The 26,313-nt window shown below is 31.3% G+C and carries 30 protein-coding genes and 2 pseudogenes; 20 read left to right on the forward strand and 12 right to left on the reverse strand.

Annotated elements, in window-relative coordinates:
- Positions 1-43: 43 nt before the first annotated feature.
- From ACSG5Z_RS23370 to ACSG5Z_RS23380, 3 genes are all read right to left on the reverse strand, one after another.
- Complete coding sequence (locus ACSG5Z_RS23370) at positions 44-358, reverse strand: DMT family transporter (protein ID WP_097859373.1); 315 nt, start codon at positions 356-358, stop codon at positions 44-46.
- Positions 358-699, reverse strand: a complete 342-nt coding sequence (locus ACSG5Z_RS23375) for a DMT family transporter (protein ID WP_002090534.1) — start codon at positions 697-699, stop codon at positions 358-360. The genes ACSG5Z_RS23370 and ACSG5Z_RS23375 overlap by 1 nt, the downstream gene beginning before the upstream one ends.
- A 1,313-nt stretch (positions 700-2,012) precedes the next feature.
- Complete coding sequence (locus tag ACSG5Z_RS23380; protein ID WP_435712229.1) at positions 2,013-3,437, reverse strand: hypothetical protein; 1,425 nt, start codon at positions 3,435-3,437, stop codon at positions 2,013-2,015.
- 533 nt (positions 3,438-3,970) lie between these two features.
- Here ACSG5Z_RS23380 and ACSG5Z_RS23385 point away from each other — a divergent pair.
- Both ACSG5Z_RS23385 and ACSG5Z_RS23390 read left to right on the forward strand, forming a co-directional pair.
- Positions 3,971-4,267, forward strand: coding sequence for a hypothetical protein (locus ACSG5Z_RS23385; protein WP_435712230.1), 297 nt, complete (start codon positions 3,971-3,973; stop codon positions 4,265-4,267).
- 72 nt (positions 4,268-4,339) lie between these two features.
- Positions 4,340-4,612, forward strand: coding sequence for an ADP-ribosyltransferase family protein (locus ACSG5Z_RS23390; RefSeq protein ID WP_435712231.1), 273 nt, complete (start codon positions 4,340-4,342; stop codon positions 4,610-4,612).
- 366 nt (positions 4,613-4,978) lie between these two features.
- On the opposite strand, the gene ACSG5Z_RS23395 is transcribed toward ACSG5Z_RS23390, so the two are convergent.
- Both ACSG5Z_RS23395 and ACSG5Z_RS23400 read right to left on the reverse strand, forming a co-directional pair.
- Positions 4,979-6,379, reverse strand: coding sequence for an MATE family efflux transporter (locus ACSG5Z_RS23395; protein WP_435712232.1), 1,401 nt, complete (start codon positions 6,377-6,379; stop codon positions 4,979-4,981).
- Positions 6,380-6,698: 319 nt separating this feature from the next.
- Entirely contained in the window at positions 6,699-7,901 is a 1,203-nt protein-coding gene (locus ACSG5Z_RS23400; RefSeq protein ID WP_435712233.1) for a macrolide family glycosyltransferase, read from the reverse strand.
- Between the two features lie 293 nt (positions 7,902-8,194).
- Here ACSG5Z_RS23400 and ACSG5Z_RS23405 point away from each other — a divergent pair, with 293 nt between their 5' ends.
- From ACSG5Z_RS23405 to ACSG5Z_RS23430, 6 genes and pseudogenes are all read left to right on the forward strand, one after another.
- The gene (locus ACSG5Z_RS23405; RefSeq protein WP_435712234.1) at positions 8,195-8,725 is read left to right on the forward strand and encodes a GNAT family N-acetyltransferase; all 531 of its coding nucleotides are present in this window, start codon (positions 8,195-8,197) and stop codon (positions 8,723-8,725) included.
- Between the two features lie 437 nt (positions 8,726-9,162).
- Positions 9,163-9,639 carry a tyrosine-type recombinase/integrase gene (locus ACSG5Z_RS23410; RefSeq protein WP_435712235.1) on the forward strand — a complete coding sequence of 159 codons (477 nt, stop codon included), beginning with the start codon at positions 9,163-9,165 and terminating at the stop codon, positions 9,637-9,639.
- A gap of 14 nt (positions 9,640-9,653) precedes the next feature.
- Positions 9,654-9,866, forward strand: coding sequence for a hypothetical protein (locus tag ACSG5Z_RS23415; protein WP_257153032.1), 213 nt, complete (start codon positions 9,654-9,656; stop codon positions 9,864-9,866).
- A gap of 48 nt (positions 9,867-9,914) precedes the next feature.
- A pseudogene (locus tag ACSG5Z_RS23420) lies at positions 9,915-10,232 on the forward strand (DDE-type integrase/transposase/recombinase); the annotation flags it as partial.
- Positions 10,233-10,417: 185 nt separating this feature from the next.
- On the forward strand, positions 10,418-10,930 hold the full coding sequence (locus ACSG5Z_RS23425; protein WP_223266710.1) for a hypothetical protein: 513 nt from the start codon (positions 10,418-10,420) through the stop codon (positions 10,928-10,930).
- 73 nt (positions 10,931-11,003) lie between these two features.
- Positions 11,004-11,717: a trypsin-like serine peptidase gene (locus tag ACSG5Z_RS23430; protein WP_046956915.1), complete on the forward strand. Its 714-nt coding sequence runs from the start codon at positions 11,004-11,006 to the stop codon at positions 11,715-11,717.
- Between the two features lie 277 nt (positions 11,718-11,994).
- Here ACSG5Z_RS23430 and ACSG5Z_RS23435 read toward each other — a convergent pair whose 3' ends face one another.
- Entirely contained in the window at positions 11,995-12,831 is an 837-nt protein-coding gene (locus tag ACSG5Z_RS23435; protein WP_435712236.1) for an NPP1 family protein, read from the reverse strand.
- A gap of 281 nt (positions 12,832-13,112) precedes the next feature.
- Here ACSG5Z_RS23435 and ACSG5Z_RS23440 point away from each other — a divergent pair, with 281 nt between their 5' ends.
- The gene (locus ACSG5Z_RS23440) at positions 13,113-13,238 is read left to right on the forward strand and encodes a hypothetical protein (RefSeq protein ID WP_257140803.1); all 126 of its coding nucleotides are present in this window, start codon (positions 13,113-13,115) and stop codon (positions 13,236-13,238) included.
- 75 nt (positions 13,239-13,313) lie between these two features.
- Positions 13,314-13,619, forward strand: a pseudogene (locus ACSG5Z_RS23445) (NucA/NucB deoxyribonuclease domain-containing protein); the annotation flags it as partial.
- Between the two features lie 901 nt (positions 13,620-14,520).
- Here ACSG5Z_RS23445 and hbs read toward each other — a convergent pair.
- Positions 14,521-14,793, reverse strand: coding sequence for a non-specific DNA-binding protein Hbs (gene hbs, locus ACSG5Z_RS23450; protein WP_088112581.1), 273 nt, complete (start codon positions 14,791-14,793; stop codon positions 14,521-14,523).
- A gap of 230 nt (positions 14,794-15,023) precedes the next feature.
- Positions 15,024-15,218: a hypothetical protein gene (locus tag ACSG5Z_RS23455; RefSeq protein ID WP_046945195.1), complete on the reverse strand. Its 195-nt coding sequence runs from the start codon at positions 15,216-15,218 to the stop codon at positions 15,024-15,026.
- A gap of 350 nt (positions 15,219-15,568) precedes the next feature.
- Between ACSG5Z_RS23455 and ACSG5Z_RS23460 the strand changes: the two genes are divergently transcribed.
- Positions 15,569-16,000, forward strand: coding sequence for a hypothetical protein (locus ACSG5Z_RS23460; protein ID WP_435712237.1), 432 nt, complete (start codon positions 15,569-15,571; stop codon positions 15,998-16,000).
- Between the two features lie 104 nt (positions 16,001-16,104).
- Positions 16,105-16,383: an AbrB/MazE/SpoVT family DNA-binding domain-containing protein gene (locus ACSG5Z_RS23465; protein ID WP_098202271.1), complete on the forward strand. Its 279-nt coding sequence runs from the start codon at positions 16,105-16,107 to the stop codon at positions 16,381-16,383.
- A 596-nt stretch (positions 16,384-16,979) separates the two neighbouring features.
- On the opposite strand, the gene ACSG5Z_RS23470 is transcribed toward ACSG5Z_RS23465, so the two are convergent.
- Both ACSG5Z_RS23470 and ACSG5Z_RS23475 read right to left on the reverse strand, forming a co-directional pair.
- On the reverse strand, positions 16,980-17,306 hold the full coding sequence (locus ACSG5Z_RS23470) for a helix-turn-helix transcriptional regulator (protein ID WP_435712238.1): 327 nt from the start codon (positions 17,304-17,306) through the stop codon (positions 16,980-16,982).
- A 211-nt stretch (positions 17,307-17,517) separates the two neighbouring features.
- On the reverse strand, positions 17,518-18,561 hold the full coding sequence (locus tag ACSG5Z_RS23475) for a tyrosine-type recombinase/integrase (protein ID WP_098202269.1): 1,044 nt from the start codon (positions 18,559-18,561) through the stop codon (positions 17,518-17,520).
- A 229-nt stretch (positions 18,562-18,790) separates the two neighbouring features.
- On the opposite strand from ACSG5Z_RS23475, the gene ACSG5Z_RS23480 reads away from it, so the two are divergent.
- The 5 genes from ACSG5Z_RS23480 to ACSG5Z_RS23500 all read left to right on the forward strand — a co-directional run bounded on the left by ACSG5Z_RS23480 (position 18,791) and on the right by ACSG5Z_RS23500 (position 22,487).
- Positions 18,791-19,141: a zinc-finger domain-containing protein gene (locus tag ACSG5Z_RS23480; RefSeq protein ID WP_098828778.1), complete on the forward strand. Its 351-nt coding sequence runs from the start codon at positions 18,791-18,793 to the stop codon at positions 19,139-19,141.
- Between the two features lie 21 nt (positions 19,142-19,162).
- Positions 19,163-19,675, forward strand: a complete 513-nt coding sequence (locus ACSG5Z_RS23485) for a helix-turn-helix domain-containing protein (protein ID WP_435712239.1) — start codon at positions 19,163-19,165, stop codon at positions 19,673-19,675.
- 673 nt (positions 19,676-20,348) lie between these two features.
- Complete coding sequence (locus tag ACSG5Z_RS23490) at positions 20,349-20,504, forward strand: hypothetical protein (protein ID WP_000394773.1); 156 nt, start codon at positions 20,349-20,351, stop codon at positions 20,502-20,504.
- 469 nt (positions 20,505-20,973) lie between these two features.
- Entirely contained in the window at positions 20,974-21,615 is a 642-nt protein-coding gene (locus ACSG5Z_RS23495; protein WP_435712240.1) for a hypothetical protein, read from the forward strand.
- A gap of 554 nt (positions 21,616-22,169) precedes the next feature.
- Positions 22,170-22,487: a hypothetical protein gene (locus tag ACSG5Z_RS23500; RefSeq protein ID WP_435712241.1), complete on the forward strand. Its 318-nt coding sequence runs from the start codon at positions 22,170-22,172 to the stop codon at positions 22,485-22,487.
- Positions 22,488-22,620: 133 nt separating this feature from the next.
- Here the strand turns inward: ACSG5Z_RS23500 and ACSG5Z_RS23505 are convergent, their stop codons facing one another.
- Complete coding sequence (locus ACSG5Z_RS23505; RefSeq protein ID WP_435712242.1) at positions 22,621-22,833, reverse strand: hypothetical protein; 213 nt, start codon at positions 22,831-22,833, stop codon at positions 22,621-22,623.
- 321 nt (positions 22,834-23,154) lie between these two features.
- Here ACSG5Z_RS23505 and ACSG5Z_RS23510 point away from each other — a divergent pair, with 321 nt between their 5' ends.
- A complete protein-coding gene (locus ACSG5Z_RS23510; RefSeq protein ID WP_435712243.1) occupies positions 23,155-23,451 on the forward strand; it encodes a hypothetical protein in 297 nt (98 codons plus the stop codon).
- Positions 23,452-23,751: 300 nt separating this feature from the next.
- Here the strand turns inward: ACSG5Z_RS23510 and ACSG5Z_RS23515 are convergent, their stop codons facing one another.
- Entirely contained in the window at positions 23,752-24,354 is a 603-nt protein-coding gene (locus tag ACSG5Z_RS23515) for a hypothetical protein (protein WP_435712244.1), read from the reverse strand.
- Positions 24,355-24,454: 100 nt separating this feature from the next.
- Between ACSG5Z_RS23515 and ACSG5Z_RS23520 the strand changes: the two genes are divergently transcribed.
- On the forward strand, positions 24,455-24,697 hold the full coding sequence (locus ACSG5Z_RS23520) for a hypothetical protein (RefSeq protein ID WP_000467112.1): 243 nt from the start codon (positions 24,455-24,457) through the stop codon (positions 24,695-24,697).
- Positions 24,698-25,068: 371 nt separating this feature from the next.
- Entirely contained in the window at positions 25,069-26,301 is a 1,233-nt protein-coding gene (locus tag ACSG5Z_RS23525; protein ID WP_435712245.1) for a WXG100 family type VII secretion target, read from the forward strand.
- The last annotated feature ends 12 nt before the right edge of the window (positions 26,302-26,313 follow it).

Consider the following 26,313-nt stretch of genomic DNA (forward strand, 5'->3'; position numbering starts at 1 on the left):
TAAAAACAGATTATCTTCTTCATAGTACAATCTAAAAAGTCATTTATGAAACGAGTTTTAAACCTATTGCAGCACCTAAAACCATACCTATAAAGATAAGTCTTCTCCAGTCTTTTGATTCTCCATAAAAAACCATGCCTAAAATTGCACCTCCAGACGCACCAATTCCAGTCCAAATTGCATAAGCTGTTCCCATAGGTAGTGTTTCCATTGCGTAAGCAAGAAATATAAAACTTAACCCAAATCCGAAAATTAACAAAGCTAATGATTGCCAATTTCGATCTTTATGCAATTTATTTATCATAGCAACACCAAACATTTCAAAAAGACCTGCTAAGATTAAAGAAATCCATGCCATTAGGATTCATCACCTTTCTGAACTTTATCATCTGTAACTAATTTCAAGCCAATTACTCCAGCTAATAAAAATAAAATCAAGAGTACTTTTCCCACTTTAAATGGTTCACCAAAGAACAGTATTTCAGAAAAGACAGTTCCAGCTGTACCTAACCCAACAAAAACAGCATAAACAGTTCCCACGGGAAGTTTTCTTCCTGCCATGATCATTAAATAAAAGCTGAAAAATATAGCAATGATAGTCCCCGTCCAAGTCCAAAAGTCATCAGCATTTTTTAAACCAATAACCCAAAAAATTTCAAAGAAAGCAGCAATAAATACTTTAATCCAGTCTTTACTCATCTAAAAGACACCTCCAATTTTATTCTTACCAAAAAAACAAAAAAAGCCTAAGAGAAAACTGTTAAACAGTTTCTCCCAGGCTTTTATCCTTCCGTAACACAGGAAAGCTGTGAGTTTTCTCTCGAACAAGACCAAAACTAAATATACATACACACATGAAAACAAAATAGTTTAATGCTTTGTAAACATCTTTCATTATAATCGTTCCCTTAACTATATTTTCCCATTTTGGAATCCGCTGAGCGTACAAGATTCGCGTTTTGTTGACGAGACCACATTAAATAGTTTACCTAAAGCTGTACCGATAATAGAAAATATAATTGAGCGGTACTTTTTTCTTTGTTATATAAAATTTATATAACAAATGTGGAATTTAACAAAGTGGACAATTGAACCCCGTAACTCATATATCTCAAACATTGATTCATAGCTAAAATATTTTAAACAAACGTTTGTTTAATTCTCCTACAACAAATTTCTTCATCAAATAAATAAAAAATATAAGAATACCCCATTCACATATATTCATGAATTATATTTAGATATAATATGAAATTCATTTTCTTATAGTTAATTAATCTTAAATAAAAATATATATCTTTCTGTAAGAATGCACCATTCTTCTTTATTTACCTATGTATACATTTTTATTAATTTATTATGATATCAACGTTGATTTAAAACGGTTTATATAAAATCAATAAATGAGATTTTTAGAGGAAGGGTGGACCTTTATTAATTAATTCACATAATTTTCAAACATTAAAACCCAAGATTTTAATATTTGTTATATAATGGAATCAAGCCGTAATCAATATGGTTTCCCTGTTATGAATAATGAGATAATTTATGTGTCCCGTGTATTCGCTTTAAAGCAAAAAGAACTTGTAGTGATTTCTACAAGTTCTTTTTGTTTTTCTTATTGTATTAGAAAAACGTTCTTTAAATATAGCAGAAATAATAACGAAGTGTTTATTTCTCGTTTGCTAATTAAAAGTTTGTATTTTAACAGGTTTCATTAATAAACATATTTTATATTATAGAATATATGATTCAACAGTTGAAAAATAAGGAAAAAGAGAAGAACCACCAATATTCTTCCCTTTTTCCTGTGATTAGGGTCTCTATATTAATGAATATAGAAAATTATAAAATGTTGGATGCAACATTTTACACTTAAAATTATAGCAAGAGTAACAGGGCGTTTTTATGCAATATTGCATATTTCTAAATTTGTTTCTGTACTTCAATCAAGGATGAAGATAAAAAATAGTTGTTTTTTGTATGAGGAATTCTACATATCTTACTTTCGTCTAGTTTTCTTCGGTCGTATCATCTCTTCTATCACGGATTGCCCACAATTCTTCATGAGTGTATGCTTTTGAATTACCATTTAACTCGTAATCTACATATTTTTCAATTTCCTCGGGGTTCATTAGACCAAAAGCGACACCCTTAAATTCTTCAAGAAACTTATTCATTTTTACTACAATAAATTTATTAATTCTCTTATCAAATAAGTCTAATTCATTATATTCAAAATGGTCGTAATCATACCCAAAATGAAGTAACTTCATAGTTATATTGGATTTAATTCTATTCAGCTCATTAATCACAATTTCTTGTTCTACCTCAGAAAATAATTCTGCAGTTTGAAAGATATTTTTTAAACTAGGAGCTATGTTTGGTTTATTATCGAATATTAATGAACTAAAAGTCCTTATTAATTTATAACAGCTTATTTTTAAATGAAAATTAAGGTTATAAAAAGGTTTTATTTTAAAATAAGAATACTCTTTATTATAACTTACGATTTGTATATTATTTTTTTGAAAATGTCGATTAAATTTTGGTATTAACGACTCTATAAAATTGGGTTCTAAAACCTTATATGCACTTTCTTTTGTTATATATCCTTTAATTTTTAATATCTCAATTGTTTTAAAATCATGCCTGCGCTGTAACCAATTTGCCATTTTCCTTGTTACAATAAAATCCTGATTTTTATTGAGTTCTTCGTATTTACTCATTTTAGCCAAAAATTCTTTTCTGTCATTTAAATATTTTTTTATTGTTCCAGCATCTATTATATTAACTTTCCCGTTAATATAATTATCATATGAATTCTTTAATTTTTTTCCTGTTTCCAAGTATTCCTGTTCTATTTTGTGAGGGATGAGTATCTCATACATTTCTAATTCTTTTTCCCAATTGTTAACAATGCCCTCAATACCAGGGAACATGAAAATTAAATTCTGCAATTTATATTTTTGATTTGCACTTCTCATTACTTCTTTCTTAGATACCCCTGAAGGATATTCTAAAGAAGAAAAGTCATTAATACATGAACTACCAACATTTATTCTTCTTCCATTAAATTTATTTTTTATATGAAAAACTAATTTATTATTTTTTTGTTTACATAGTGAGCAAGTTTTTCTTTTCTTTTCATTTTCAATAATTGCATATGGATCAACGTCGCCAATCCACTCGTTCCTACATATGTTAATAACATTACCTAGCATTTCATTTAATAATAATATTTCTTTCCGCTGAAGGGTTTCAAATACCTTATCAATTTCTCTAGCATTACTATTTAAATGGATTTTTGCCAATTTATATAAGATTGGGAATTTTTCTTTTGGGTGCTGACTGTAAATTAATAATGCTCTATTATTTCGGTTTACAAATAAGTCCCTCGCGGTTTTGGAAATGACTATTTTTTCTGAAATCGGCAATAATATCAATCTCCCTTTATATGTAATTTCATTATTATTTTACCATATGTAACCTTTAATTCAAAATCGCTACTAACATATATGAAGATACAGTTAATAATTTTTTAATTATCCCAGAAGGTGCAAATTTCCGAGCATGTTTAAAAATTAAAGTGGAAATGAGTTTTACAAAACATACAAATGTTAAACTGATAAAACCCATTAATCTCAGTATGTGTACATGAGAGCAATGGGTTTTTATTATTATGTGTTCGAAGACGTGGGAAGTATTTTGTGTGTCTATAAAGGTGTACCTTTTGAAGCTTGTTTTGTAAGGGAAGTTTTTTTGAATAAAGTTATTTCGAAAAGATTGTTCATTTACCACTAAATCAATATCTACAATGTTAGTACTAGTAAATATCATTTTGAATTTTAAACAAACTTAAAATTCAAAATGATATTTATAAATTTATTAATATTCACACAATTGATTGAGTGCTGTATTGTTTTAGCTAATTGAAAAATATTAAAGACATTGAAAGGGGAAAATTCACATGATAAGTAAAAAAGTTGCTTTTTTTAGTCTAGCTACTATAGTTCTTATGAGTGGAACAGCTAATGTAGCATCTGCAATGGAGCAAAGTTCAACTCTCGATTATCCTATTTCTTCTATTGAATCTACAAAAAAAACGGATACATTTTTAGATAAATTGATAGATTTTAAAGACAAAGAAAAAGAAGCAAAAAATTATGGAAAGAACCTTCCTAATCATAGAGATAAAATTGTAGTAACACCAAAAGCAAAAGAAGCTTTTAATAAATATGAGCAAAATGGAACAAGAATTAATTAAGCTTTAAGAGAAGGGAAAGTAGATGGATATCCTAAAGAGTATGTAAAAGTAGCAAAAGAATATGCTGCAGAAATGGATAAAGTATTTAAACAAAATACTGCTAGTGTACCAGATGCAATTATGGTATATAGATATACAGATGAACAACAGTTTGGAATTGCCCCGGGGACATTTTTTCCAAAAGATCCAAAAAACCCAAAAGAAACACATGCTGTATATATGGGAAATGAATATGCGGAATTAATATTACCAAGAAATGCTTCATTAAAAATTAAAAAAGTTTCAGGAATTGTTGAAAAAGGAAAACTGATTGTAAAAGTTGATGCAAGTGTGATAAATAAATAGTTTAATAAAGCTTGAAGATGAGGAATTATGAAAAAAGATTACTGGGATGTTTGGGCTTGTCCATTAATTGCTCCAATGCTAATTAATGGGTATACCCCTCCTGTTTATATTGAAAGTAATTCCTTATAAAAAAGTATCCCTAGATAAGTCTAGGGGTACTTTTTTATAAACGAATTTAATAGATTCTTATAATGGGTAGTCTCGCCACATAGCCATCGAGTTAAGAAAAGCAAATACTTAAAAACGGAAATCTTATGCATTTTGCTTTTTTATTGTTTTGGAGTAACTAGTTCTTTTAGCTTGATGGTGATGTTTCCATATCCCTACAATCGACTTATGGGACAATCTCATTTTTCACCTTCTATTCTAACTAACAAGTCGTGAAATTCGTTTCTTCTGCCATGAAAGTTTATAGTATCCGTATTGCAAAAGTAAACTCACAATAAATGCAGCTGGATATCCAATCCATATTCCTTTTATACCAAGATTTGTATGATAAGAAAGGTAATAAGCAACTGGGACTTCTACAAGCCATATTGATACGACACCGATAACAGTGGGCCATAGTACAGTTCCACTTGCTCGCATTGTCGAACCAATAATTTGAGCATGACCAAAAATTAAGTAACTCCAAAGTGTAATCATCACTAAACTATGTGCAATTTCGATTGTATTCGGGCTCGTTAAGAATAACGATAGGATTTCTCTTGAAAACAAGTAAATAAGAGTGATTAATATTCCACCGATTATATAGTTCATAACAATTCCAGCGCGAATAACTTTCTGTAATCGATTAAATTGATTCGCACCAATGGATTGTGCAGCAAAAATGGATACCGTAATTCCAAGACTGACTGCCGGCATCTGAACATAACTTGCAACCTGGTTCACAACCCCATATGCAGCAGTCGCATCAGATCCGAAGCGATTCACAAATGCGATTACCGCAATCTCAGATAACGAAATAAGTATCATATTAATACTCGCTGGAATCCCAAGGCGTAATAATAGTTTTAATAAATCCCAATCCATACGAAGATACTTCCGTACTGTCTCATCTAATTGCAGTGGATGATTCTTCTTCTTTAAATAAATAAGCATAACAACAAATGTTACAATGGTTGAGATAACAGAAGCATAAGCGGCCCCATACACATCAAACTTCGGTATTCCTAGCCAGCCAAAAATTAGAATAGGTAATAAAATCATATTTAAAGCTGTACTAACAATTAAGAAATAAAATGGTGTTTTAGAATCTCCTGTACCTCGCATAAATGTTGTATAGGCAAAATATAAGAATAAAACTGGCATAGAAATAAATAAAATACGCGCATAATGCACACTCATATCAATTATATTTTCTGGCGTACCCATAAGGCGCATAATATTTAGGGCAAATATACTTCCCACCACTGCCAAAATAGCTCCTATTATAAAGGTAAAAGTCAGCGTCGTACCAACGATAGCTTTTAAACGCTCTTCATTACGGGCACCAAATGCCTGACCAATTAAAATCGAACTACCTGATCCAATCCCAATTACAAATGATACAAGTAAAAAGAATAATGGGAAAAATGCTGAAATAGCAGCTAAATCATTCACACCAAGCCATCGCCCTACCACTACCATACCAAACAATTGTCCAACTGATTGTAATATATTACTTAAAAGCAAGGGAACTAAAAACATAGACATGGATTTCCATATTGGTTGCCCTTGATTTTGTGATTTTGCACTCTCTTGAATATTATCTGTAGATGATTTCAAATTTCATTTCTCCTTTTATTAGGGGTACTATGTCATTCTGGGAATTACACGCGAAAAACAAAAAGAGATCTTAAACCCAGCTTTATTATTTGTAAACATTACTCTATATTAAATAACCAAAATTGTTCACCTATTTCAGAGTTAAATTTAGTGATGGATTTTAGCTAACTTTTAAAAAAAATCCTTATGCCCCCAAAAAACAAGATATAAACGACTAACTGAATAACGATAAGCAGTATAAAACTGATAGGTTATTAGATAGAATTTTCATACCAATCACCACATGCTCCACAAATTCTTCAGCCACAATAGTATTGCTTTATTTAATACCTATTTTTAATTTAAAGGTTTCAATTTCATCGACTGCCTTGTTATATCCTCCAGCATTTTTTAAAGATTCTCCAATTCTATGGCTATTTTTTATATAAATATCATTCGATAAAACATGCATTGCTGTATTACGTAATATTTCCGGAGTAAGCAAATTACGATCTAACTGGACTCCGGCTTCTAATTCTTCTATTCTTTGAGCAACTATAGGCTGATCTCCCATAACTGGAATAACTAGCATAGGAACACCAAAATATAAGCTTTCACTGGAACTATTCATTCCCCCGTGTGTAATAAATAGATCAGTTTGTTGTAGAATATCTAATTGAGGAACGTAATTATATAACTTAAAATTAGAAGGAATATTATCTAATTGACTAATATTATTTTGTTCCCCTATAGTTAATATGACAGTAACCGAGCTATCTCGAAATGCTTCAAAACATGTGTAATAAAAGTCGGGTTGCTGGTTAAATACTGTTCCCATAGAAATAAAAATCAGCTTGTTTCCCTTTTCCTGTTCTAAGGAAAAAGAATCTACATCTTTACGCTGTGCAATAGAGGGCCCGACAAATATATAAGAATCATCAAATTCTTCGACATTTGGTTGATACAATTTTGATGTATATACAATTGTAATATCCCCTGGGCATGTCATCACATTCTGTTTTTCATTAAGAGTAATTCCATAAATATCTTCCCATTTTTTCAAAATACACATGACTTCCTGATATAAAGGGGATTTTTTATTTTTTTCTCCATGATTTTTCATAAGAGTAGAAGCTATCTTTTTAGTAATGGCAAATGTTGTACATGAAGAAATTTTAGGTAATTGTAATACTTCTGCTATGATCCATCCAACAGCGAAATTATTATCATATATAACATAATCGTATTCTTCTTCTTTTACTTCTTCTAAAATTATCTCTATTATTTTATCCATGGATTTTACCATGTGTAATAATAGTTCATGAGAATCTATTTGCCCACTCATTCTTTTTACCATGTCTATTTGTGATATGAAATTTTCATATGGTCGAAACAAAGCTCCTGTATTCTCTATTTTACTTCTATACTTTTCTACGCAATAGTAAATAACTTCCTCGCCTCTTTTTATTAGTTCTTCGACAAGTGCAATTGTCGGATTAATATGTCCTTCTCCTGGAAAATTAAACATTAGAACTTTTGCCATATTATTGTTCCTCCCCCAAAGTTTAAATAACTATTCTATTATTACTAATATCAATCACGTACTGATATTTGAAGTAAAGGTAAAGATTTTCTCCTTTCATTTTAATGAAATCACTTGTGCTATTAAATGGAAAAAACAATTAAGAAACAAAGTAGATATAAAGAATCACATAATTCCCTCTCCCTATTTCTCTCATGTATAATAAAAAATAACTAAGAGTAGAAAGGGCTGAATTATGCGCAGATATCAATATTTTTAATCTACCCATCACCAATATAATGGAGGTAAAAGTATTGATTACAGAATTATACACACAAAGATTACATTTAAGAAAAACAGAAGAATCCGATTCATTAAGATTATTTGAAATATGGTCTGATCCAGATGTTACGAAATTCATGAATATTATTAATTTCACTACTGAGGATCAAGCAAAAGACATGATTAAATTTCTAAACGAGCTGGCTCAAAGCAATAAGGCGCTCCGATTTACTATTATCGAAGCAAAATCTAATCAAATCATTGGTTCATGTGGTTATAATTTCTTAGATTTCGAAAACTCTAAAACTGAGATTGGTTATGATATTTCAAAAGCGTTTTGGGGCAAAGGATATGCACCTGAAGCAATCTCCGCTTTATTAGACCATGCATTTACTAATTTAAAGCTAAACCGTATTGAAGCAAAAGTTGAACCTGAAAATCTAAATTCCATAAGTGTTTTAAAAAAATTAAAATTTACATTAGAAGGAACGCTAAGAAAAAGTGAAAAATCAAATGGAAAATTCATCGATTTAAGTATCTATTCGAAATTAATAACTGATTAATTTCTGTCTCTCCCCTATACTTCAGTGAAGTATAGGCTCTTTTTATTCCTTAAGAAAATTCAAATTGTAAGTCAATAGAAATTTGATTTCGTTTCTAGTTACTAACCTACAACTCAAAACTGTCTATAAAGGTACCCCTTTTAGAGCATATTTAATATTTGTAAATCGAAAATGAAGTTTACAAAACATACAAAATGTTAAACTCATAAAACCCAGTGATATCATGCATTTTTCTATGGTATTACTGGGGTTTTTCGCTATAAAATGAAAAGAAAAAGATCGTCAGTTTAACAAAATATAGTTAAAGTAAAAGTAAGTTTTACATATTATAGGCAACAGCATCGAATTAGGAGATCGTGTTTTATGGCGAAAGGAGGACGAAAACCTGGAGCAAATGAGCCAATTCGCTCATTAGAAAAAATTGAAGAGATGAAAGATTGGTTATTACAAAATTCCTCATATCGAAATTATTTTACTTTGGAATTAATACAGGTTTACGTATTAGTGATATTTTGCGATTACGTGTAAAAGATGTCATGAAAATTAAAATGGCAAAAACAGATAAAACGGTAGAAGTGTATTTCAATTCAGTCTTACAACAAGAAATTGCGAAGTACACAAGTAATCGAGCTGATTCTGATTGGCTATTTCCAAGTCGTCAAGGAGATAAACCTATTACAAGACAAATGGCTCATACCTTTTTACACAAATCGGCACTGGCTTGCGGGATTGAATCAGAAAAATGGGGAACACATAGCATGCGGAAAACGTTTGAATATCACTATTACCAAAGAAAAAAAGATGTGTACTATTTGATGAAGTTATTTGGCCATGCGACACAAGGGCAAACATTACAGTATATCGGGATTGAAGCGGATGAAATTCGTAAGACAATGGAGGACTTTACGTTATAAGAACGGAAAGGGGGATGTTGTTTGTGAGGGATATTGTTATTAATTTTTTGTTAAATGCTTTACCAAAGAAAAAATTCACTTGTGAGATGTGCCAATTTGTTTTTCCGTTACCAATAGGTGATGTAAGAGATTGTAAAAAGAAAAATGATGGTCCCTATTGCCCGAAATGTGGGAATAAGCATGGGGGACGGAAAGAGAAAAGCTATAAGGCGGTATTTGTAAATTAAGTAATAGAGAATGGAGGGAGTACGGATGAAGTGTGTCGAGTTGAAGCATTAAAAGAATGTGGATCACCAACCGTCCTTATTACAGATAAGGATCCCGCCTTACTTTGTGCGTTCAAAAAGCTCAAAAAGAATGGCTTTTATGCGTATACAAATCCATTGTACTGTTAATTAACTCAATAACCGGATTGAGTAGGATTACAGGCATGTAAAGAGATGTTTGGTTAAATCCGCAGGATTTCAAAGCATTCGTAATGATTCTTGTACCATGAAAGGGATTGAAACTGTCCATGAATCCGCAGTTTGGAACAACCGAACTGCAGATTTTCGATATATAATGAATTACAACGATTACTAACAATTGCATAAAATCCAACTGCAAGTATACCAACCTTTTATCTATTAAAAAACTTTGCATCAGAATCTTATATATTATATCAACTCCATAAATGTTATTTTTTTCTAAATAATACACAGAAAACAGTGAATATTACATTATTTATTTCTAAATTTTCTAAATGTTTACATAATTAATGTAGGAGAATATGCTTAAGTTGCATCAAAAAATAACAAAGAATAAAGGGGATGGATTTATGTTCAAAAAATTAGTAGTAGGCGCATTGGCAACCGGGATTGTATTAACTGGAGGAGCATCCACTTTTGCTGCGGATCAATCAATTCAAAGCGAACAAAAAATGTCTTCTGGTATCATTTATTTAGACAAAAGTAAATCAAATCAATTAATCCCTACGTTAGCTGAAAATTCAAGGTTAATCGCTACTGTAACTTCTGAGGCTCGCCCTCAAGGAGGACAAAAAAATCGTTCAAGCGGTAATTTTTCTGTTGAGAGTTTACCATCTGGAACATATGCATTGAGATGGACTGCACCACCAGGAATATATTTTAATGTGATGAGAGATGTATCAGGTGGTAAAGACCCTGTTGTATTTTCTAATGTTTCTGACGGAACAACAACATCCTATCCAACTTCTAGGTCTTATTATATTGCAAATCCATCAGGTGCATTTAGTGACTTTAATGTTAGTGTTTATGCTCTCTACAAATAAGCGTATTACATCTATATTATCATTTCGTTAATTAATTCTTATACAAATTAGTTTACACATGAGGTGGATAAAAATGGGGAAAGCTATGAGAAAATATCTATTTATTTTTTTAACTGCTATTTTAGTTGCAACTAGTTTTAGTGTTAGCACTTTTGCAAAAGTTTTAGGTTCAGATATTAGAACACAGGTAACAAATACTGCATCTTATCCAAATAGTGCTATTGTTCATTTGGATGGGGTATTATCTAATACTGGTGAATATGGCTGTACAGGATGGATGGTAGGTCCCAAAACTTTAGTAACGGCTGCACATTGTGTTAATGGAGGTACAACATCAATGACCGTATCACCAGGTAAAAATGGAGGTAGTAATCCTTACGGAACAGCAAAAATAAGCCAAGTATATATCTCCCCAAACTATATTAATACTGAAAATCCGGGTGATGATTGGGCGGTTATAAATATTAATCGAAATTTAGGAGATCAAACAAGTTGGTTTGGATATAACTCAGGATTACCTAATGGTAGCATTACTGTCACAGGATACCCAGGTGATAAAAGTTATGGTCAAATGTGGACAGGTGTAGGTTCAATCGAATGGTCAACTGGTAATATAGCATATCATAATGTGGATACGTTTGGAGGACAAAGCGGTGCTCCAGTATACGATTATAGAAGAGAGGTATATGCTATCCATGTTGGGTATGATGGAAACTATAATAAAAACCGAGCTGCACGAATAACTTCAGAGGTTATTAATGCAATTGAAACTATGAAAAGACAATAGAGAATTCTATTTAAAAAGCAGATGCCCCCTGATTAATGTCCAGGTGAGCATCTGCTTTTTTTAAAGATAACCATAATTTATTAAAAGGCTCAATGAGTTATAGTTTAAACAGATTCAAATAGTTGTAAATGCATATTATTAAGATGAAAGTCTTTTAATTTACCTTTAATCCATACCTCATTTACCCTCTAATAGGGTAAATGAATCTAAAGAGTAGAATAAAAGAAAGTAAAAAATTTTCATGTAATATAAATAAAACAAAATCTTTATAAATTATTTATGGAAGTGGAGGATTATTCCATTCATTTCTTTTCCATGGAGCATCCCTTGGATCACCGTTTTCATTAGAATTCAATTTATACTCTGGATCACCATAATAAAAAATATCTGGCTTATTTAAAAATGGTATTGTTTCTTTTAAAGAGTCGTTACTATATATAACCCATGGCTGAATGGAATTATCTCCCTCATCTAAACGACCATTATTTTTGGAGATTTCCCCGCTATAACGAATTTGCACACCATCTTCTAATTTCCACTTCATTGCATGTGAACCACCATCTACACCAATCAGAGGATGACCATCATCCTTAGGAACATCTGACCACGATTTTATTTTATAACTATTGTGGTTAGATATAAGTAAATGCGTAGGTTCTCCATTTTTCAAATAAACAAAATACTTTTCCCAATCATGTTCATGATCATTTATCCAATCATTATCTGCATAATATAGCCAATACTCATATACTTCATAATCCCCTTTTGTAACACTATGAAAATATACAGCAGGCCTTTGATCATTGGGTCCTCTATTTTGCCAACCTGTTGAACCAATTCCTGATACAGATTCCCCAATCTTAAATCTAATTAAATTTTCTTTATTGTGCTCTATATCTTCATCATAAGATTGAAATCTAAAAGCTTGTGGGAAATTTTGTTCTCCTGAATCAGCCCAATCTGTTCCGTCAAATTGTAAGGTCGGCAAGAACTTTGAAGGATCTTGACTTACACTCAAAGAGGTTTTTCCAATAGTTTCGGCCGATGTTACTATAGATCCACTTGCCAATATTACTAAAGAACTAAATACACTTAAATATGTTTTCTTATTCATAATAAGACCCCCATTTTAAAAAAGGATTTTAAGGATTTTAAGCACTTTAACATTAGAGTAAGCAGTAAATATCATATAATGTTTTTCTGCTTCCCCTTTTGAAATATCAGTGTTATCTATCTCATTTGCATGAACAGTAAGAGTATGGAAGGGACAGTTCATTGAATACATCATACCACTTATATAAATGTTATTCTTTTCTAAATATTACACAGAAAACGGTGAATATTCTGCTCTTCATTTCTTTTTTCTAAAATTTTCACAAATTAAGTTAGGGAATTTTGCTTAAGTTCTACCAAAAAATTAAGTATAAAGGGGATAGTTATATGTTTAAACAGTTAGTAGCAAGTGCATTAGCAACTGGTTTTGTATTAAGTGGAGGACTTGATGCAGGGATGGCTAATTAACTTAATCTGTAATCAATTATTCTTGTTCAAGAAATCCAAAGAGCTCAAATAAACAAGGAATAAAAAGGGGGGACAATGGAATTCAAAGGGATTATAGGTAGCTTTTTAGCGGTGGGGTTATTATTTACAGGATGTTCCACAATGCAAAATTCGAATTCTGTAAAACAAGCGAGTGGATCACAAAATATTGCACAAGTGATAGAGCTTCCATCAAATAAGTATTCAGAAACAGTGGCACATATTAAAGATGCGATTACAAATGGAAAGACAGATATTTGCACAATTGATCGGGATGGAGCCGCAGAAGGGAGAAAACAATCATTAGCAAATGTTCCAACGAAAAAGGGATATGATCGGGATGAATATCCTATGTCCATGTGTGTGCGACGCGTTCTCGTATAAGCGTTTAACAACGTGAAGACGAGCACTTCTGAATACAGAAGGAGAACTAAAGTGTCGAGAGAAGGAATGAAAACCGTCATGTTGAGTTGAAACTTCTCCCTTAATATCCTGCATGCATTAATAAATGGTAGTTAAATAGTGTGTGAAGCCAGGTGAAGTCGGCTGAGAGTTACCCGGTCCAAGCTGAGGAAAATTCGTAACTGGACGTAACCTATAAGCCGGAGGGCTCTGATAAGCTTCCTATGGTGAGTATGTCCAACGGGGACTGACAAAGTGATGAATGAAAGAATCTATACGCCAACGGACTCGAAAGGGTTCGACTGTATAAATGCAGGGTAGGATACCGTTGAGTATGACGGCACATTAAGAAAGACGGGATAACCGTTAGGGGTTATTTCGTATGCAAATCTTTCAATCATCTACACTTGCCCTTTAGAAAAAAGAAACAATCTCGCCTAAAATTGAATTTGCATAAGCTTAGCTTGATGGATGTGTGGCAGGACCCCATAAAGAAAAGACACTCTTATACGAGTGTCTTTCAAATATTCTGCTTGTGGGAGCAGCAATTCTAACACCAATCAGCAATAAGAGGGCATAGATATATATCCTCTTACTATTGATTAAAGGCACGAAACATAAAAGAAGAGACACTATACAGTGTCTTTTCTTGTTGATATTGCTTTAAGGAAAATGTAGTGATTAATCAAAGAATCTTGGATGCTTCTTGGTTAATCTTAGTATAACATTAATTTTAGTGTTTACATATGAAACTTTACATATATTCAGATATATATTTCCGTTGATGCTTTTTGTTTTATGAAAAACAAGGCTATTGAAAAAGGGACTGATATAAATATCAAATTCTATTCAATAAGTGTAATTATTTCACTGCCTCTTTTAATTCTTTTCCAGCCTTAAAAGCAGGTGCCTTTGAAGCGGCGATTTGCATTTCTTCACCTGTTTGTGGGTTACGTCCTGTACGTGCAGATCTTTCACGTACTTCAAATGTAACAAAACCAAGAATCTGTACTTTTTCTCCATTTGCTAACGCATTTGTTATTGTATCTAATACAGCTTGTGTTGCTGCAGCTGCCTCTTTTTGTGTAAGTTCTGTTTTTTCAGCTACTACTTTTGTTAATTCTGTTTTATTCATTTTTTGCACCTCTTCATATGTAATTAGGTGACTATTATAACGTGTGTGTAATTTGTGCATAGAAAAAGCCCTAGCAAGAGCTAGGGGACAATTTCTGTGTGGTAGTAAGAAAGAAAAATGTGTTTATCGTACAATGCATATTGTAACATCTCCATTAAATGATGCAAAGTACCTATTCTAGATGTTCTGCTCGTTTCCATATATTCTAAAATGAAAAATATCCCTCTGACTCATTTCATCTTAGAAGGATATTTCCAATCTTTTTCTTTTCGAGTATTTAGAGCAGGTTTAGATGAGTTTGTTGGAAGTGTTTGCTTTTCTATTTTAGCTAATCTCTCATCCAGTTTTTCAATAGCTTCTTTTGTTTCTTTCAGCTCTAATTTAATTTCTGTCAGTAAGCGAAGTATTGCATCTCCTTTTGTCATTTTCAACAGTAATCGCTCCTTTACGTATTAAAACGGAAATAACTTATTCATAAATATATAATAGCATTACTATTAAATCTCTAACAATTTAATTAAACAACAAAAAACTTCATGAAGTTTTTTGTTGTTTAACTTTTATCGCAATTATATAATCCGTATATAAAGTTATTTACAGTGTGTGAACTACAACTAAACAAAGGGTGTAGGCACACTAATATGCAAACACTAGCAATATCAAAGGATTAGTCCTTTTGGTTTCTCTATTATTACTAAACAGTGGTATATTAGCCTAAAAAGGGAGAGTATAAAAAACAACCAATTGGTCCTAATTAAAAGGAGATTAATTATACATGTTAGAGACTCTTGAAATGAGAAAAAAGCAACACGAAATAAAAATACATAAGTACAAAAATATCCAAAAATACTATAATCCATTTTTGTTTGCAATCTCGATTATTTATTTTCTCTATCTCATGATTATTGATCATTCTCTTTCAGCACATTTATTACTTTCTTTTATTATGGGGTTTATTCTTTGGAGCATAGGCCTTGCAATAAATCTAAAACTCTTATATGAAATAAAGGAAAAACGAAAAATCTTGAATATAGAAACAATAAACGAAATAAAAAAAAATAAATATATGAGTCGAGGAAGAAAAGAACGTTATATCACAGATTATAACGCGTCCAAAAGTGAGCTTGAAAAAATAATGACTTACGCTAAATTTATGTTAGAAGCTAAAGAAAGAGAAAACGAGATAAAAGACGACAAAGGAATTTAGAGATATAATTGTAGTATTGCATGCAGATGATACCGGAAAAACATCATTAAATCCGCTTGTTCATATGTAACTATTAGCTAGAAAAAATAAAAGGTGGTATAAACATGAAATCAACAGGTGTTACAAGAAAAGTAGATGAATTAGGGCGAATTGTTCTTCCGAAAGAGTTAAGAACAACGTTAAGAATTGCAGAAAAAGATCCTGTAGAAATATTTGTAGAAGATGAAAAAATCATTTTACAAAAATATAAATCTTATGATGCTTGTGCAATAACTGGTGATATTTCAGAAAAAAATATTTCATTAGCTAATGGTCAAATTGTTCTTAGTCCTGAAAGCGCTGAACTTTTAATTAAGGAAATTCAGCAGCAATTAGTTAAATAAGAACATTCTCCTTAGTACATTACAAAGAAAAAGACATCTATACAGATGTCTTTTTCTTTGACTTAAACCAACATGATTCTACTAACACTACTTTTACAATGGTGAATATATCAGCAATATTTCATATCATATTCATTTTAGCACATGAATATCCGCTATTCCGCATATAAAAATACAAGTTCAAGAAAAATACATAATTCCTTCCTAGAAAACGAACGTATTTTCGTAAAACAACTTGATTATTTAAGTTGAGTAGGAATATAATAAGAACAAACGTTCTTGTTTGTGAGGGCAATGCAGTGTATGGCTGTTTATTTTTCCAAACAATACAAAATTAATTGTTAATATGAGCTATGCAGACAAAAGAAGAAATAGATCTTTGGCATTATAAAGGTGTAATTATACTATATAGGATTGTTAGTATAATAAGTTTGATGCATTAAATAAGACATTATTTGCTACTGATGTATTTAGTTTTAAAAATCCAGAGTATTTAGATTGTAATGTAGAGTTTATTATTCACAAATATTAAAAAGGTATGGATGGATGCTCCAAACATATACCTTTTCATGAATTTCAAACTTAATTTTTCTACCTTATGATAGAAAGTACTTCTTAATGAAATATGTATAATCAATAAGAACATCTAGCGCTTCTTGTTGCTTTTCAGCAGGTATATCTGCTAATGCTACTTTAATGGATTCTAATTTACTTTCTAGAGGATTATTTCTTCCGAACAATTCATCTATGGAGATATTGTGTAGCTCTGCAATCCGCATTATAGAATCTGCATCAGGATCAGCTTTCCCATATTCCCAATTTGCATAAGTAGTACGGGCGATGTTTAGGCGATGTGATATATCGGCTTGGGTATATCCTCGTTTTTTTCGCAATTCAGCAAGTCGTTTGCTTAAATGGGACATATCTTTACCTATTCCTTTCTGATTTATAACGTTAGTGTAAAACAGAAAAGGGAAATTGTGTCCTTATGACTAATAATAAGTCATAATTAAAAATAACTTGTAATAATTAGTTTAAATGTTGTGATGAAAGAGAAATATTTAGAGTTCTATAAGCGGAAAAATAGGAAGAAAACGATACATCAATCGAGTTTCTTCCTATTATATATACTTACTAAAATAATGAATTTCCTATATCTATTGTGGCCAAGTTTTGACGTCTTGTACGCTCTCTTAAATAACGTTCTGTAGTCATGATAGATTCATGCCCTAAATAGTCTCTTATTTTTTTTAGTTCAATACCCTTTTCCATTAAGTAATTAGCCATGAAATGCCTACAGGTGTGAGGAGTGATTCTATCCTGTCGGTAACGCAGAAAAGCTAAATTTGTTTCTTCAATTTTTTCTGCCACAAGAGAAGATAGATAGTCCGCTCGATAATTTGATCCATCAGCTTTAGGGAGAAAAGCGGAGGTGCTCGATGCATCCAGTTCTGTTGTTTGTTTACGTAAACTTCGAACATGGCATAAAGCATCCAATGTATCTTCAAAGATGCGAACTTCCCTAATTTTGTTCCCTTTACCAACTACACGAAGTAGATAGGCATTTAAAGATGGATGAAAGACCAAACCTGCCCATTTAGCAGTTGCGATTTCTTCAATTCGTAGTCCTGTTGTAGTTAATAGGAAAAATGTAGTGTAAACAAAATAGTTGGATTTTTTTAGTTCATCTAATATCTGGGTAACTTCTTCTGGGTAAAGGTCACGATTGACCAGCTCTTCTTTTTTTACGGATACTTTTTTAAGGCGACTACTAAAGTTGTCTGAGAGTCCGTTGTTAGCATACACATATTTTAAAAACTGCTGAACTACTGTTTTCTTTCGACGTAATGTAGTGGCTGCATATTTTTTGCTTAATTCATAGAAATAGATTTCCATCTCATTATGGGATAAATCCTGGATGGTTCCGATTGTTTCTTTTATATAACGAAGAAAATGAGAAAGATCGTGCAGATACAGTTTTTTGGTTCGCTCACTTCTTTTTTTCGTTAAAGAAGGCTCATCGTGTAAAAATAAATAAACCAATGATTCTTCACTTAATTGAGAATAGTCAATATTTCGGATGCCCATACCCATAATTTTTTCGAAATGACTGCTATCAAAAAAATCCGATTTGGATTTTACAAGTTGATCATTATGTTCATAATTTATAATATTCAAATCTACACACCCTTTAATAGAATGAAATAATAAACATATATTTTTATATAAACTTTTATGATTCTAATTATACCACAATAAACGCATTATTTATTGTGGTATAAAATGAAATGATTAAATAAATATTTTCACCATAATATTTAACGTTTCTGTTTGGATGATGTATAATGGAAATGTTTAATTGATTTTTTTGTACATTTCAATCCAAATGCGGTAGGAGGAGATTTTTTTGACTCATCTTCGTCTGAAAATTTTACATGAAATCCATAATTTAGAAGAGACCCATTGTTCAATTTGCCCTCTGAACAACCTATCAGTGAATTGTACAGATGAGCAAGAACAGGCAAAACAGAGAAACTACAAACATTGTAAAGGTTGTCCCATTTTCGATTCCATCCGAGAGAAAGGAGAGCAATTGAATTCTTTATCGAAAAAGAGTACATTTAATAAGGTACGGGAACGTTATATGGAAAATCCATTTAAGTATCTGCAGTATAAGGAGTACTCAATCACAGATGTAGTAAAAGAAACAGGTTTAACAAAGTATCAACTAAGAAAATTTAAACAACAGCTAGAATGAAAGTTTCGGATGAGGTGAGAAATGGACTATTTATCTTTAGAAGAGGTATGCGATAGGGTAGGTTTAACAAAAAATCAATTAGGCTACTTAATTAAGTATAAACAGATCGAACCTATCAATATGGCCACCTGGAAAGCAGATGGCGGATATCGTTTTGAGCAAGAAGATGTAGAAAAGTTAGAAGAATTATACAAAGACTCTTTAACATTAAAAGAAGCAGCTGAGTTTCTAAAAAAGTCTAAGACTTACGTTCATAATGCAGCTAAAGACGGGATATTGCCATTTAAAGAGATTGCTAAAGGGAAATCTACTGAACGCTTGTACTTAAAAAAAGATCTGGAAATATTCAAAGAAAGAATTGAAAATAGATCAAAAGAAGAGTCGAAAGAAAAAAAGCAGCATTTAAGTCTATACCTTGATGAAAAGGTATTAGAAGCAATAAAGAAAAAGGCTGAAAAGAAAGGGTATAATGGCTACAAGAAGTTTGCTGAAGACATTTTATCTGCAGAAGTAAAAGAAGACATAGAAGAATAGAAATCCTAGAGAGAATAGATCCCTGAAAAACGAAAAAGCGTTATAAGGGGTCTATTTCTTCTTTTAAGAGATTTTTTATCTTTCGAGTGTAATTACATTACCTAAAGTTCCAAAAATGATTATGGACGATTTTGAGAGGTCGTTTTTCGAGTGCGTCTCGAAAAAAAAACACTGTAATTACAAAAAAAGGGTTAACATATAAAATTCAGAAAACAGAGGGAAGGAGAATGAATAATTACAAGAGCGTTTTATTTAAAATGAAAAATGTGAAAAGAAAGATATGAGAGATAATGATACCAGGAATATAAATATAAAGATTTCATATGGAACTTAGTAGGCCTATGAGTAAGCTAGAGAATTAGGCAGATGTACATCGCGGAATACATCAAAAAATATACAACTTTTATTTGAAATATATATTCTCAAAAAATAGCATATAAAACTAAGGTCAATTATGAAAAATCAAAGAAATATAGTATACATATTTATATTATAGTAAACTAAGTTCTTATAAAACTACTTAACTAAAAGATTATATACAGACTAAAATTGGACAGATTTTCTATTTTAGAGTGTTGAAGTATGGTAAAATAGAAGTATAACTGTATATCGTGTGAAGGTGGGCTTGTTATTATCCCTTCTTTCCATTTGGAAAGAAAGGGGGTGATATAACATGGAATTTTTGTTTGAACTTTTAAAAGAAATTGCAAGAGCAGTTGTGCGTGAGGTTTCAGCATACGCACTGAAAAAGCAATTCGAAAAAAAAGACAACAAAAAACCCGCGCTTCACCGACCAAAGTACAAGCGTGGGTCTAAAAGAAAAAGATAATGCATAATAACAGCCACCTTGACAGTAGCAGTTATGAGACGGGATGTTGACAGCATCTCGTCTTTTTTAGTTTATGCAATTCAGTTAAGTGCTATACTTTATATATACTGAATATGCATTCAATATATAACTAATCTAAAGTAAACATATCATATTTTTATTTTTTGGTCAACGTTTGGACATATGAGGGACTAAATTAAGTGGTTTATTATGTTTTTACCCATAAAGCTATCGCTAAAGGAAGCATAAGTTGGCCAAAACAGCCATCTGACGCTTCCTGTTATAGAAAAATTCAGAAAAGAATAATAAAAATATTTATATTTTACGATATTTTTAATATCATTTAATTAAAAGTAAAAATTGTAACGACAAATTTTAGGAGGGATTAGAACTACTCATAATCATCGATAGTAAGGTCGTTTTTCCAGTGCCAATAGAACCTACTAATAATGATTTAGGAGTAAAACATATGAAACTCAATAAAAATTCACATGACTATGTAGAAATTTTTCGATTTGATAATAAAGGTTTTTTTTGCAAACCTTATAACTCTGATGCATATGATCATATTTTTGAATTTATAGATGTCGAGGTAACAGATCTCACATTATTTAATCAATCTATACTGAAAGAAAAAGTCCATACACCACAGATTAATGATATCAACTGGTCAGGTTGTTTTTGTTTTCTAAGTGAATTTGCGAAAAATATTACCAAGGATGATGGTCCATTATCAATGAGAAAAGGCCACAAACTGAATATGGCTCTATTACCTAGAAACACAATTATTTGGGTTAGAAATTGCAGTTACTTGGGTGAGGCAGATACTTTTTATAACGAATTCACCTATCAAATTGAACATGAAGGAAATTTATTTTGGACCTCCAACAGTCAAAGCTATAATTGTTATTGTTGGGTGCGAATGAGCGTTGAATTAGCGTTAGAACGAATTAAATTATGGAAAACAAATCATGAAGGGTATGAACCACCTGAATGGTTAACAGAATTCTATCTAATGGAAGAACAATTAGAGATACTCTATCCTCTTTCCTTATGGGATAGGCTAACTTTGTCTGTACAAAAATTCAAAACGTCTATTGTAAAAAAATAAACTAAACAAATGTTTTTTAACTCATAAGTTGGCTGTGAATTAATTATTAACCCATAAGCTGGCCGTTAGTTTATGCGGAATTTTATACATATGGAGTAAAGGAAATAAAGACAATGATTGCTTTTACCCACTAATATAATGGGATGAATAAGAAACTACATACGTAGGTGAAGAGGATGTTTCACAGAATGTTGATAAGCCCAGGATTGTTGGTGAGGAGAACTTCTGATAATGAGACGTTATGTTAACTTCTTATGTATATAATATACATTATATTAAAATATAATTAAAAAAAGTAAAAAGAATTATTAGATAATGTGACTTAGCTCATAGATTTGTTGATGGAAACAAATCTGATACTATAGGTATTTTAAAAATTCTAACATATAAAGAAATTTATAATTTTTATTTAATTCCCTTTAAAAATACAGGAGTAATATCAACTAGGTTTCCAACCTACATATTATACAAAGTTATGCTTCTTTGGTACAAAAATGTATAGTTAATATAATTTAAGGAATAATAAAATTAAATAAATGAAAAGGATTGATAAAATGTTAAATAATACACACGATGATTCGATCGAAACCTTAGAAGAGTTCGACGAGTATAAAGAAAATGTTTTATCTCATCTTTTAGATTCCGCGGTTTTAGAAGAATTTTCTAATAGTGTTAAATTTTCAAGTAAAGGTTTTTGTACAGCAAAGTATAGTGTAATCGAAGACAAATTATCTTTTAAAGAATTTGTTCGACTCTTTAACAATTTAGGAATGGATTTAAATAAATTTGCTGACCATGTAGATTACATTTGTGATGGTGGAAGTTGTAGAGCATACGAAGGATATATATGTAACCCAGATACATGTGAATAGTAAAAAAATTACTAAATATATAATAATAAAACTCTAATAAGATTTAATAATTGTTTTAACAATAATTTAATCTTATTAGAGTTTTTTATTTATAAAACGTAATTTATTTTAAAATTAGAAATTTTATAGATTATTATTCACAAGGGGTATTAGGTAAAAACTCTTTATCATCTCCATCTTCATCTTCTGGATTAATCATGCTATACTTTGCAGAACACTCTTGAGATTTCTGTACTTCATCTCCTATTAATGTATCTCGATATTCTATACTACCCTTATCCCAAATAGTACAACAATGTTTTCCAACTAATAACCCTTTTTCTTTCTTTTTTCCTACTGTTTTCATTTTTATCACCTCCAACTATAGTATTTTCCAATTCTTAAAAATAAAACATGTAAATTTTTCATGATGAAAAAACATTTTTACAGATGAATTAAAGAGAATAAATTCATCTGTAAAAATGTTTAAGACTTATGGAACAATATATAAACCACCATTCCACCCGAACTAACTACAAAACATAAAAAAAATTAACTACAACTAAAAATCGGTCTTTTTACACAAACTTTGTAATTCAACCTATAATTTTTTTTAAAAATATAAGTTAATCACACAAAATCCACTTTTTCATAAAATGTTATTTATCTTCATAAAGGAGTGGATTCTATGAATTATCAAACATATCAACATAGACAATGTGAATATTGGGGAGCACCACCAGCACCTACTAATACACCACCAGCACCTACGTGGCCACAAATACCAACTATTCCAGATATGTGTAAATGTATAAGAAAATGGACTTATTTCTGGACAATAAACGGTAATAAATGGATATACGTTCTTATGACTGGAGTTGGAACAGATACTCAAACTAATACTCCTATTGATGCAGTATGGGGATGTAATTCAACTGGAAATTTTGAAGGAATAGCTTTAAAAAATATAACCAATTGGGTTTAAATGTTATTCACTTATTAATAATCAGTAGGTTTTGATCTGAAAAAGGAGTTTTGGCTAGAGTGCTAGCTCTTTGTAACTGACGCTGAACAACTTCTGATAACGAATTTTACGTCAACTAGTACCTCTTTACGAGGGGCTAGTTGTTTTTTTTGTTGTATGCTTCTTGTTACATTTATACTGTGACTCCTAATTTAAGTGATATAAAAAATAAAAGTAGTTTTATAGGGAAGGGTTTGCTTATTTTGAAAACAAGCAAACCCATTTGATAGTTAGTCTTTAATATATTTTACGGCAATGCTTTTATCTATATCTTTGTGCAAATTGCTCGGTATAAGAATCGACTAATTTTGTACGTCCAGAATCAGAATAAACTTTAATGTTGTATTTAATATAAACATTGTATGCATCTTGATCCTGCCATTTTTGTACAGTCCACCAATAGTTTTTACTTTTAGGAAGAGATAGTCCGCCTATTACATACCCAGCTACACCAGAAGCAAACGCATTTCCGATTTTCGCTATAACCCCAGCACCTAAACCTGCTATAGCTGCGTTAACCATAAAACGATATGAGGCATTATAAAATACATTGTTTCCATAAGTTGTCGTTACATATTTCCAGTTGAATGTACCAGCTGTTGGGTGAACATATTGAATTTGATCCGAATCTTTAGGTGCTATTGGATTAAATGGAGCTTGTCCATTTAGGAATAAAGAGTCTAAATCTTGTTGTGGTAATGAACTAATATCAATTGCTCTATTTTCTTCTGATACATCCTGGTTGTAAGAAACTGCAGGTGAATTTCCTTCCTTGTTCTCTGCTGCTTGCGTTGTTGAACTAAATGCAAACCCTGAGCTTAGTAATAAAACCAATGAACTTCCAGCTAATAATGTTTTTTTCATAATAATCCCCTTTCATTTGTATAAGAAATTTAATACAATATATTATACAGTCATTCTCTGAAAAGTAATTATTTTCTAAAAATAGGAGGTAGGAGTCAATATGTTTGGTAAGATTACTTCAAAAAATGAACGTATTTACGTAATTATTGTAGTTGCACTGTCTATAGGGTTGTTTAGCATATCTCGTACAGTTTGGTGGTTGTATGGAATGGCGTTTTTATTATTTTTATCCGCTTTTATATTTAGAGACAGACCTACAAAAAAGGAAGTAATGATAAATCTTGTTGGCTTTGTAGCATTATGTTTCATTTTCTGGATAGGAGAATACATCATAAACTTGTAAAATATTAACAACAATTCTTATTAAATACGATTATAACAAATTATTAGATAAATGGAATATTTTACTAACAATTTTAATATAGTGCTAGTTAGGAAAAATCGGTTATTTAAGGGGTTTATGCCTTTATTTTTATTTAGAAACCTTGAAATAATTAAGATTCCTTGGTAGCAATGAAATAAATAAGTCTATAAAAAAATATAAAATAAAACATATTTATAACAGAAACAGCCCAAATTTCTCATTAGGAATTTGGGCTGTTTTTATGATGGGCCTTACTTTCACCTTTAGGAACGGATATTTTCAAATGATAACCATTAATGAAATAATGATATGTTATAATTTTCATAATATATATGCAAAGAAGGGATGGAATGAGCACACAAATTAAGGTAACACCGGAACAATTAGAACAAGCTGCTAAAACCGTAAGAAATACGAGATCATCATTAGAATATATACATAAAGATTTATACTCTCAAACTGAATATATAGCTTCTCAGTGGAGTGGAGCAAGCAGTGATCACTTCTATCAGATGTTTAATGAAGCAAAGCCAATGATGTTTAACATTTTGCAAGAATTAGATAAAATTGCAGTAGAATTAGAACGTGCAGCTGTTAAATTCCGAGAAGCCGATGAGTTGTATGGCGGAAATTTAGTTGACTCTGATATTCAAGAAGGAGCTATGTGTGGAAAAAACCCTCCAAAATCGGAAGAGTCATTTTTTAATAAAAAGGATTTAAATGCTGCGTGGACTGGTATTTCTACTGGGTTTGTAGATGGTGCAGTGGATGCGTGGGAAGGACTGATATCCTTAGGTGATAAAGAAACCTGGTTGAATATGCGAGATGCGATTGTAAATTATGAGGAAACTATTCCTGCTGCATTAAATGCTCTATCAGATTCATTTGTAAACAATCTTTGGCATGGAGATATGGAAAGTAGAGAGCATTATGCAGCTTATGGTATAGCAACGTTAGGACTCGGGCTTCTGGGTGATAAGGGTCTTAGTAAAGCAGGACAAGTTGGGAAGGGAGCTGCTATTACAGGTTTTACTAAAGGAAAATCACTTTTAATTAATTCTCCGGCATACAGAAATGCATTACATATATTAAACAACTATGAATTCAAAGCTGGAAATCATCTTACATATGCGGGAGTAGGAAGTATTCAACAGTATTTGCGGAAAGCAGCTCCATATACTTATGAAGGTCCAAATGGCCAAAAGACAATAAGATTAAGAATGGGTGAGTTAGCGGGGGACAAACATCCTGTTACAGGCATTCGGTATGATTTAGATGGTTTCCCTATTTTTAAAGCTCTTTCTGAAGTTAAATTAAAAGAAGCTGATTTTAAAAAATCTAGACCAACACATGATAGAATATGTAGTAAAGCATTATACGAACAAATAATGAAAGACCCTAAGTTAGCTGCAAAATTCACAGAAGAAGAAATAGAGTTATTTAAGCTAGGCGAGGTACCAGAAAATTATACATGGCATCATCATCAAGAAGCAGGACGAATGCAACTTGTTGATTATGAAACACATAGGAAAACAGGTCACACTGGTGGATATAAAATTTGGGGGAAAGACAGCGATAAGTAAGGAGGAGTATAT

Source organism: Bacillus pretiosus, from assembly GCF_051294775.1.
Taxonomy (GTDB): domain Bacteria; phylum Bacillota; class Bacilli; order Bacillales; family Bacillaceae_G; genus Bacillus_A; species Bacillus_A wiedmannii.

Coding starts and splice junctions, on each gene's coding strand:
- ACSG5Z_RS23390 (WP_435712231.1), top strand. CDS start 4,340: ATGGATAAAGTATTTAAACAAAATACTGCTAGTGTACCAGATGCAATT.
- ACSG5Z_RS23500 (WP_435712241.1), top strand. CDS start 22,170: ATGTTAAATAATACACACGATGATTCGATCGAAACCTTAGAAGAGTTC.
- ACSG5Z_RS23460 (WP_435712237.1), top strand. CDS start 15,569: ATGTTAGAGACTCTTGAAATGAGAAAAAAGCAACACGAAATAAAAATA.
- ACSG5Z_RS23520 (WP_000467112.1), top strand. CDS start 24,455: ATGTTTGGTAAGATTACTTCAAAAAATGAACGTATTTACGTAATTATT.
- ACSG5Z_RS23485 (WP_435712239.1), top strand. CDS start 19,163: ATGGACTATTTATCTTTAGAAGAGGTATGCGATAGGGTAGGTTTAACA.
- ACSG5Z_RS23510 (WP_435712243.1), top strand. CDS start 23,155: ATGAATTATCAAACATATCAACATAGACAATGTGAATATTGGGGAGCA.
- ACSG5Z_RS23430 (WP_046956915.1), top strand. CDS start 11,004: ATGGGGAAAGCTATGAGAAAATATCTATTTATTTTTTTAACTGCTATT.
- ACSG5Z_RS23375 (WP_002090534.1), bottom strand. CDS start 699: ATGAGTAAAGACTGGATTAAAGTATTTATTGCTGCTTTCTTTGAAATT.
- ACSG5Z_RS23495 (WP_435712240.1), top strand. CDS start 20,974: ATGAAACTCAATAAAAATTCACATGACTATGTAGAAATTTTTCGATTT.
- ACSG5Z_RS23455 (WP_046945195.1), bottom strand. CDS start 15,218: ATGACAAAAGGAGATGCAATACTTCGCTTACTGACAGAAATTAAATTA.
- ACSG5Z_RS23370 (WP_097859373.1), bottom strand. CDS start 358: ATGGCATGGATTTCTTTAATCTTAGCAGGTCTTTTTGAAATGTTTGGT.
- ACSG5Z_RS23415 (WP_257153032.1), top strand. CDS start 9,654: ATGTTGTTTGTGAGGGATATTGTTATTAATTTTTTGTTAAATGCTTTA.
- ACSG5Z_RS23465 (WP_098202271.1), top strand. CDS start 16,105: ATGAAATCAACAGGTGTTACAAGAAAAGTAGATGAATTAGGGCGAATT.
- hbs (WP_088112581.1), bottom strand. CDS start 14,793: ATGAATAAAACAGAATTAACAAAAGTAGTAGCTGAAAAAACAGAACTT.
- ACSG5Z_RS23505 (WP_435712242.1), bottom strand. CDS start 22,833: ATGAAAACAGTAGGAAAAAAGAAAGAAAAAGGGTTATTAGTTGGAAAA.
- ACSG5Z_RS23525 (WP_435712245.1), top strand. CDS start 25,069: ATGAGCACACAAATTAAGGTAACACCGGAACAATTAGAACAAGCTGCT.
- ACSG5Z_RS23435 (WP_435712236.1), bottom strand. CDS start 12,831: ATGAATAAGAAAACATATTTAAGTGTATTTAGTTCTTTAGTAATATTG.
- ACSG5Z_RS23385 (WP_435712230.1), top strand. CDS start 3,971: ATGATAAGTAAAAAAGTTGCTTTTTTTAGTCTAGCTACTATAGTTCTT.
- ACSG5Z_RS23490 (WP_000394773.1), top strand. CDS start 20,349: ATGGAATTTTTGTTTGAACTTTTAAAAGAAATTGCAAGAGCAGTTGTG.
- ACSG5Z_RS23470 (WP_435712238.1), bottom strand. CDS start 17,306: ATGTCCCATTTAAGCAAACGACTTGCTGAATTGCGAAAAAAACGAGGA.
- ACSG5Z_RS23400 (WP_435712233.1), bottom strand. CDS start 7,901: ATGGCAAAAGTTCTAATGTTTAATTTTCCAGGAGAAGGACATATTAAT.
- ACSG5Z_RS23515 (WP_435712244.1), bottom strand. CDS start 24,354: ATGAAAAAAACATTATTAGCTGGAAGTTCATTGGTTTTATTACTAAGC.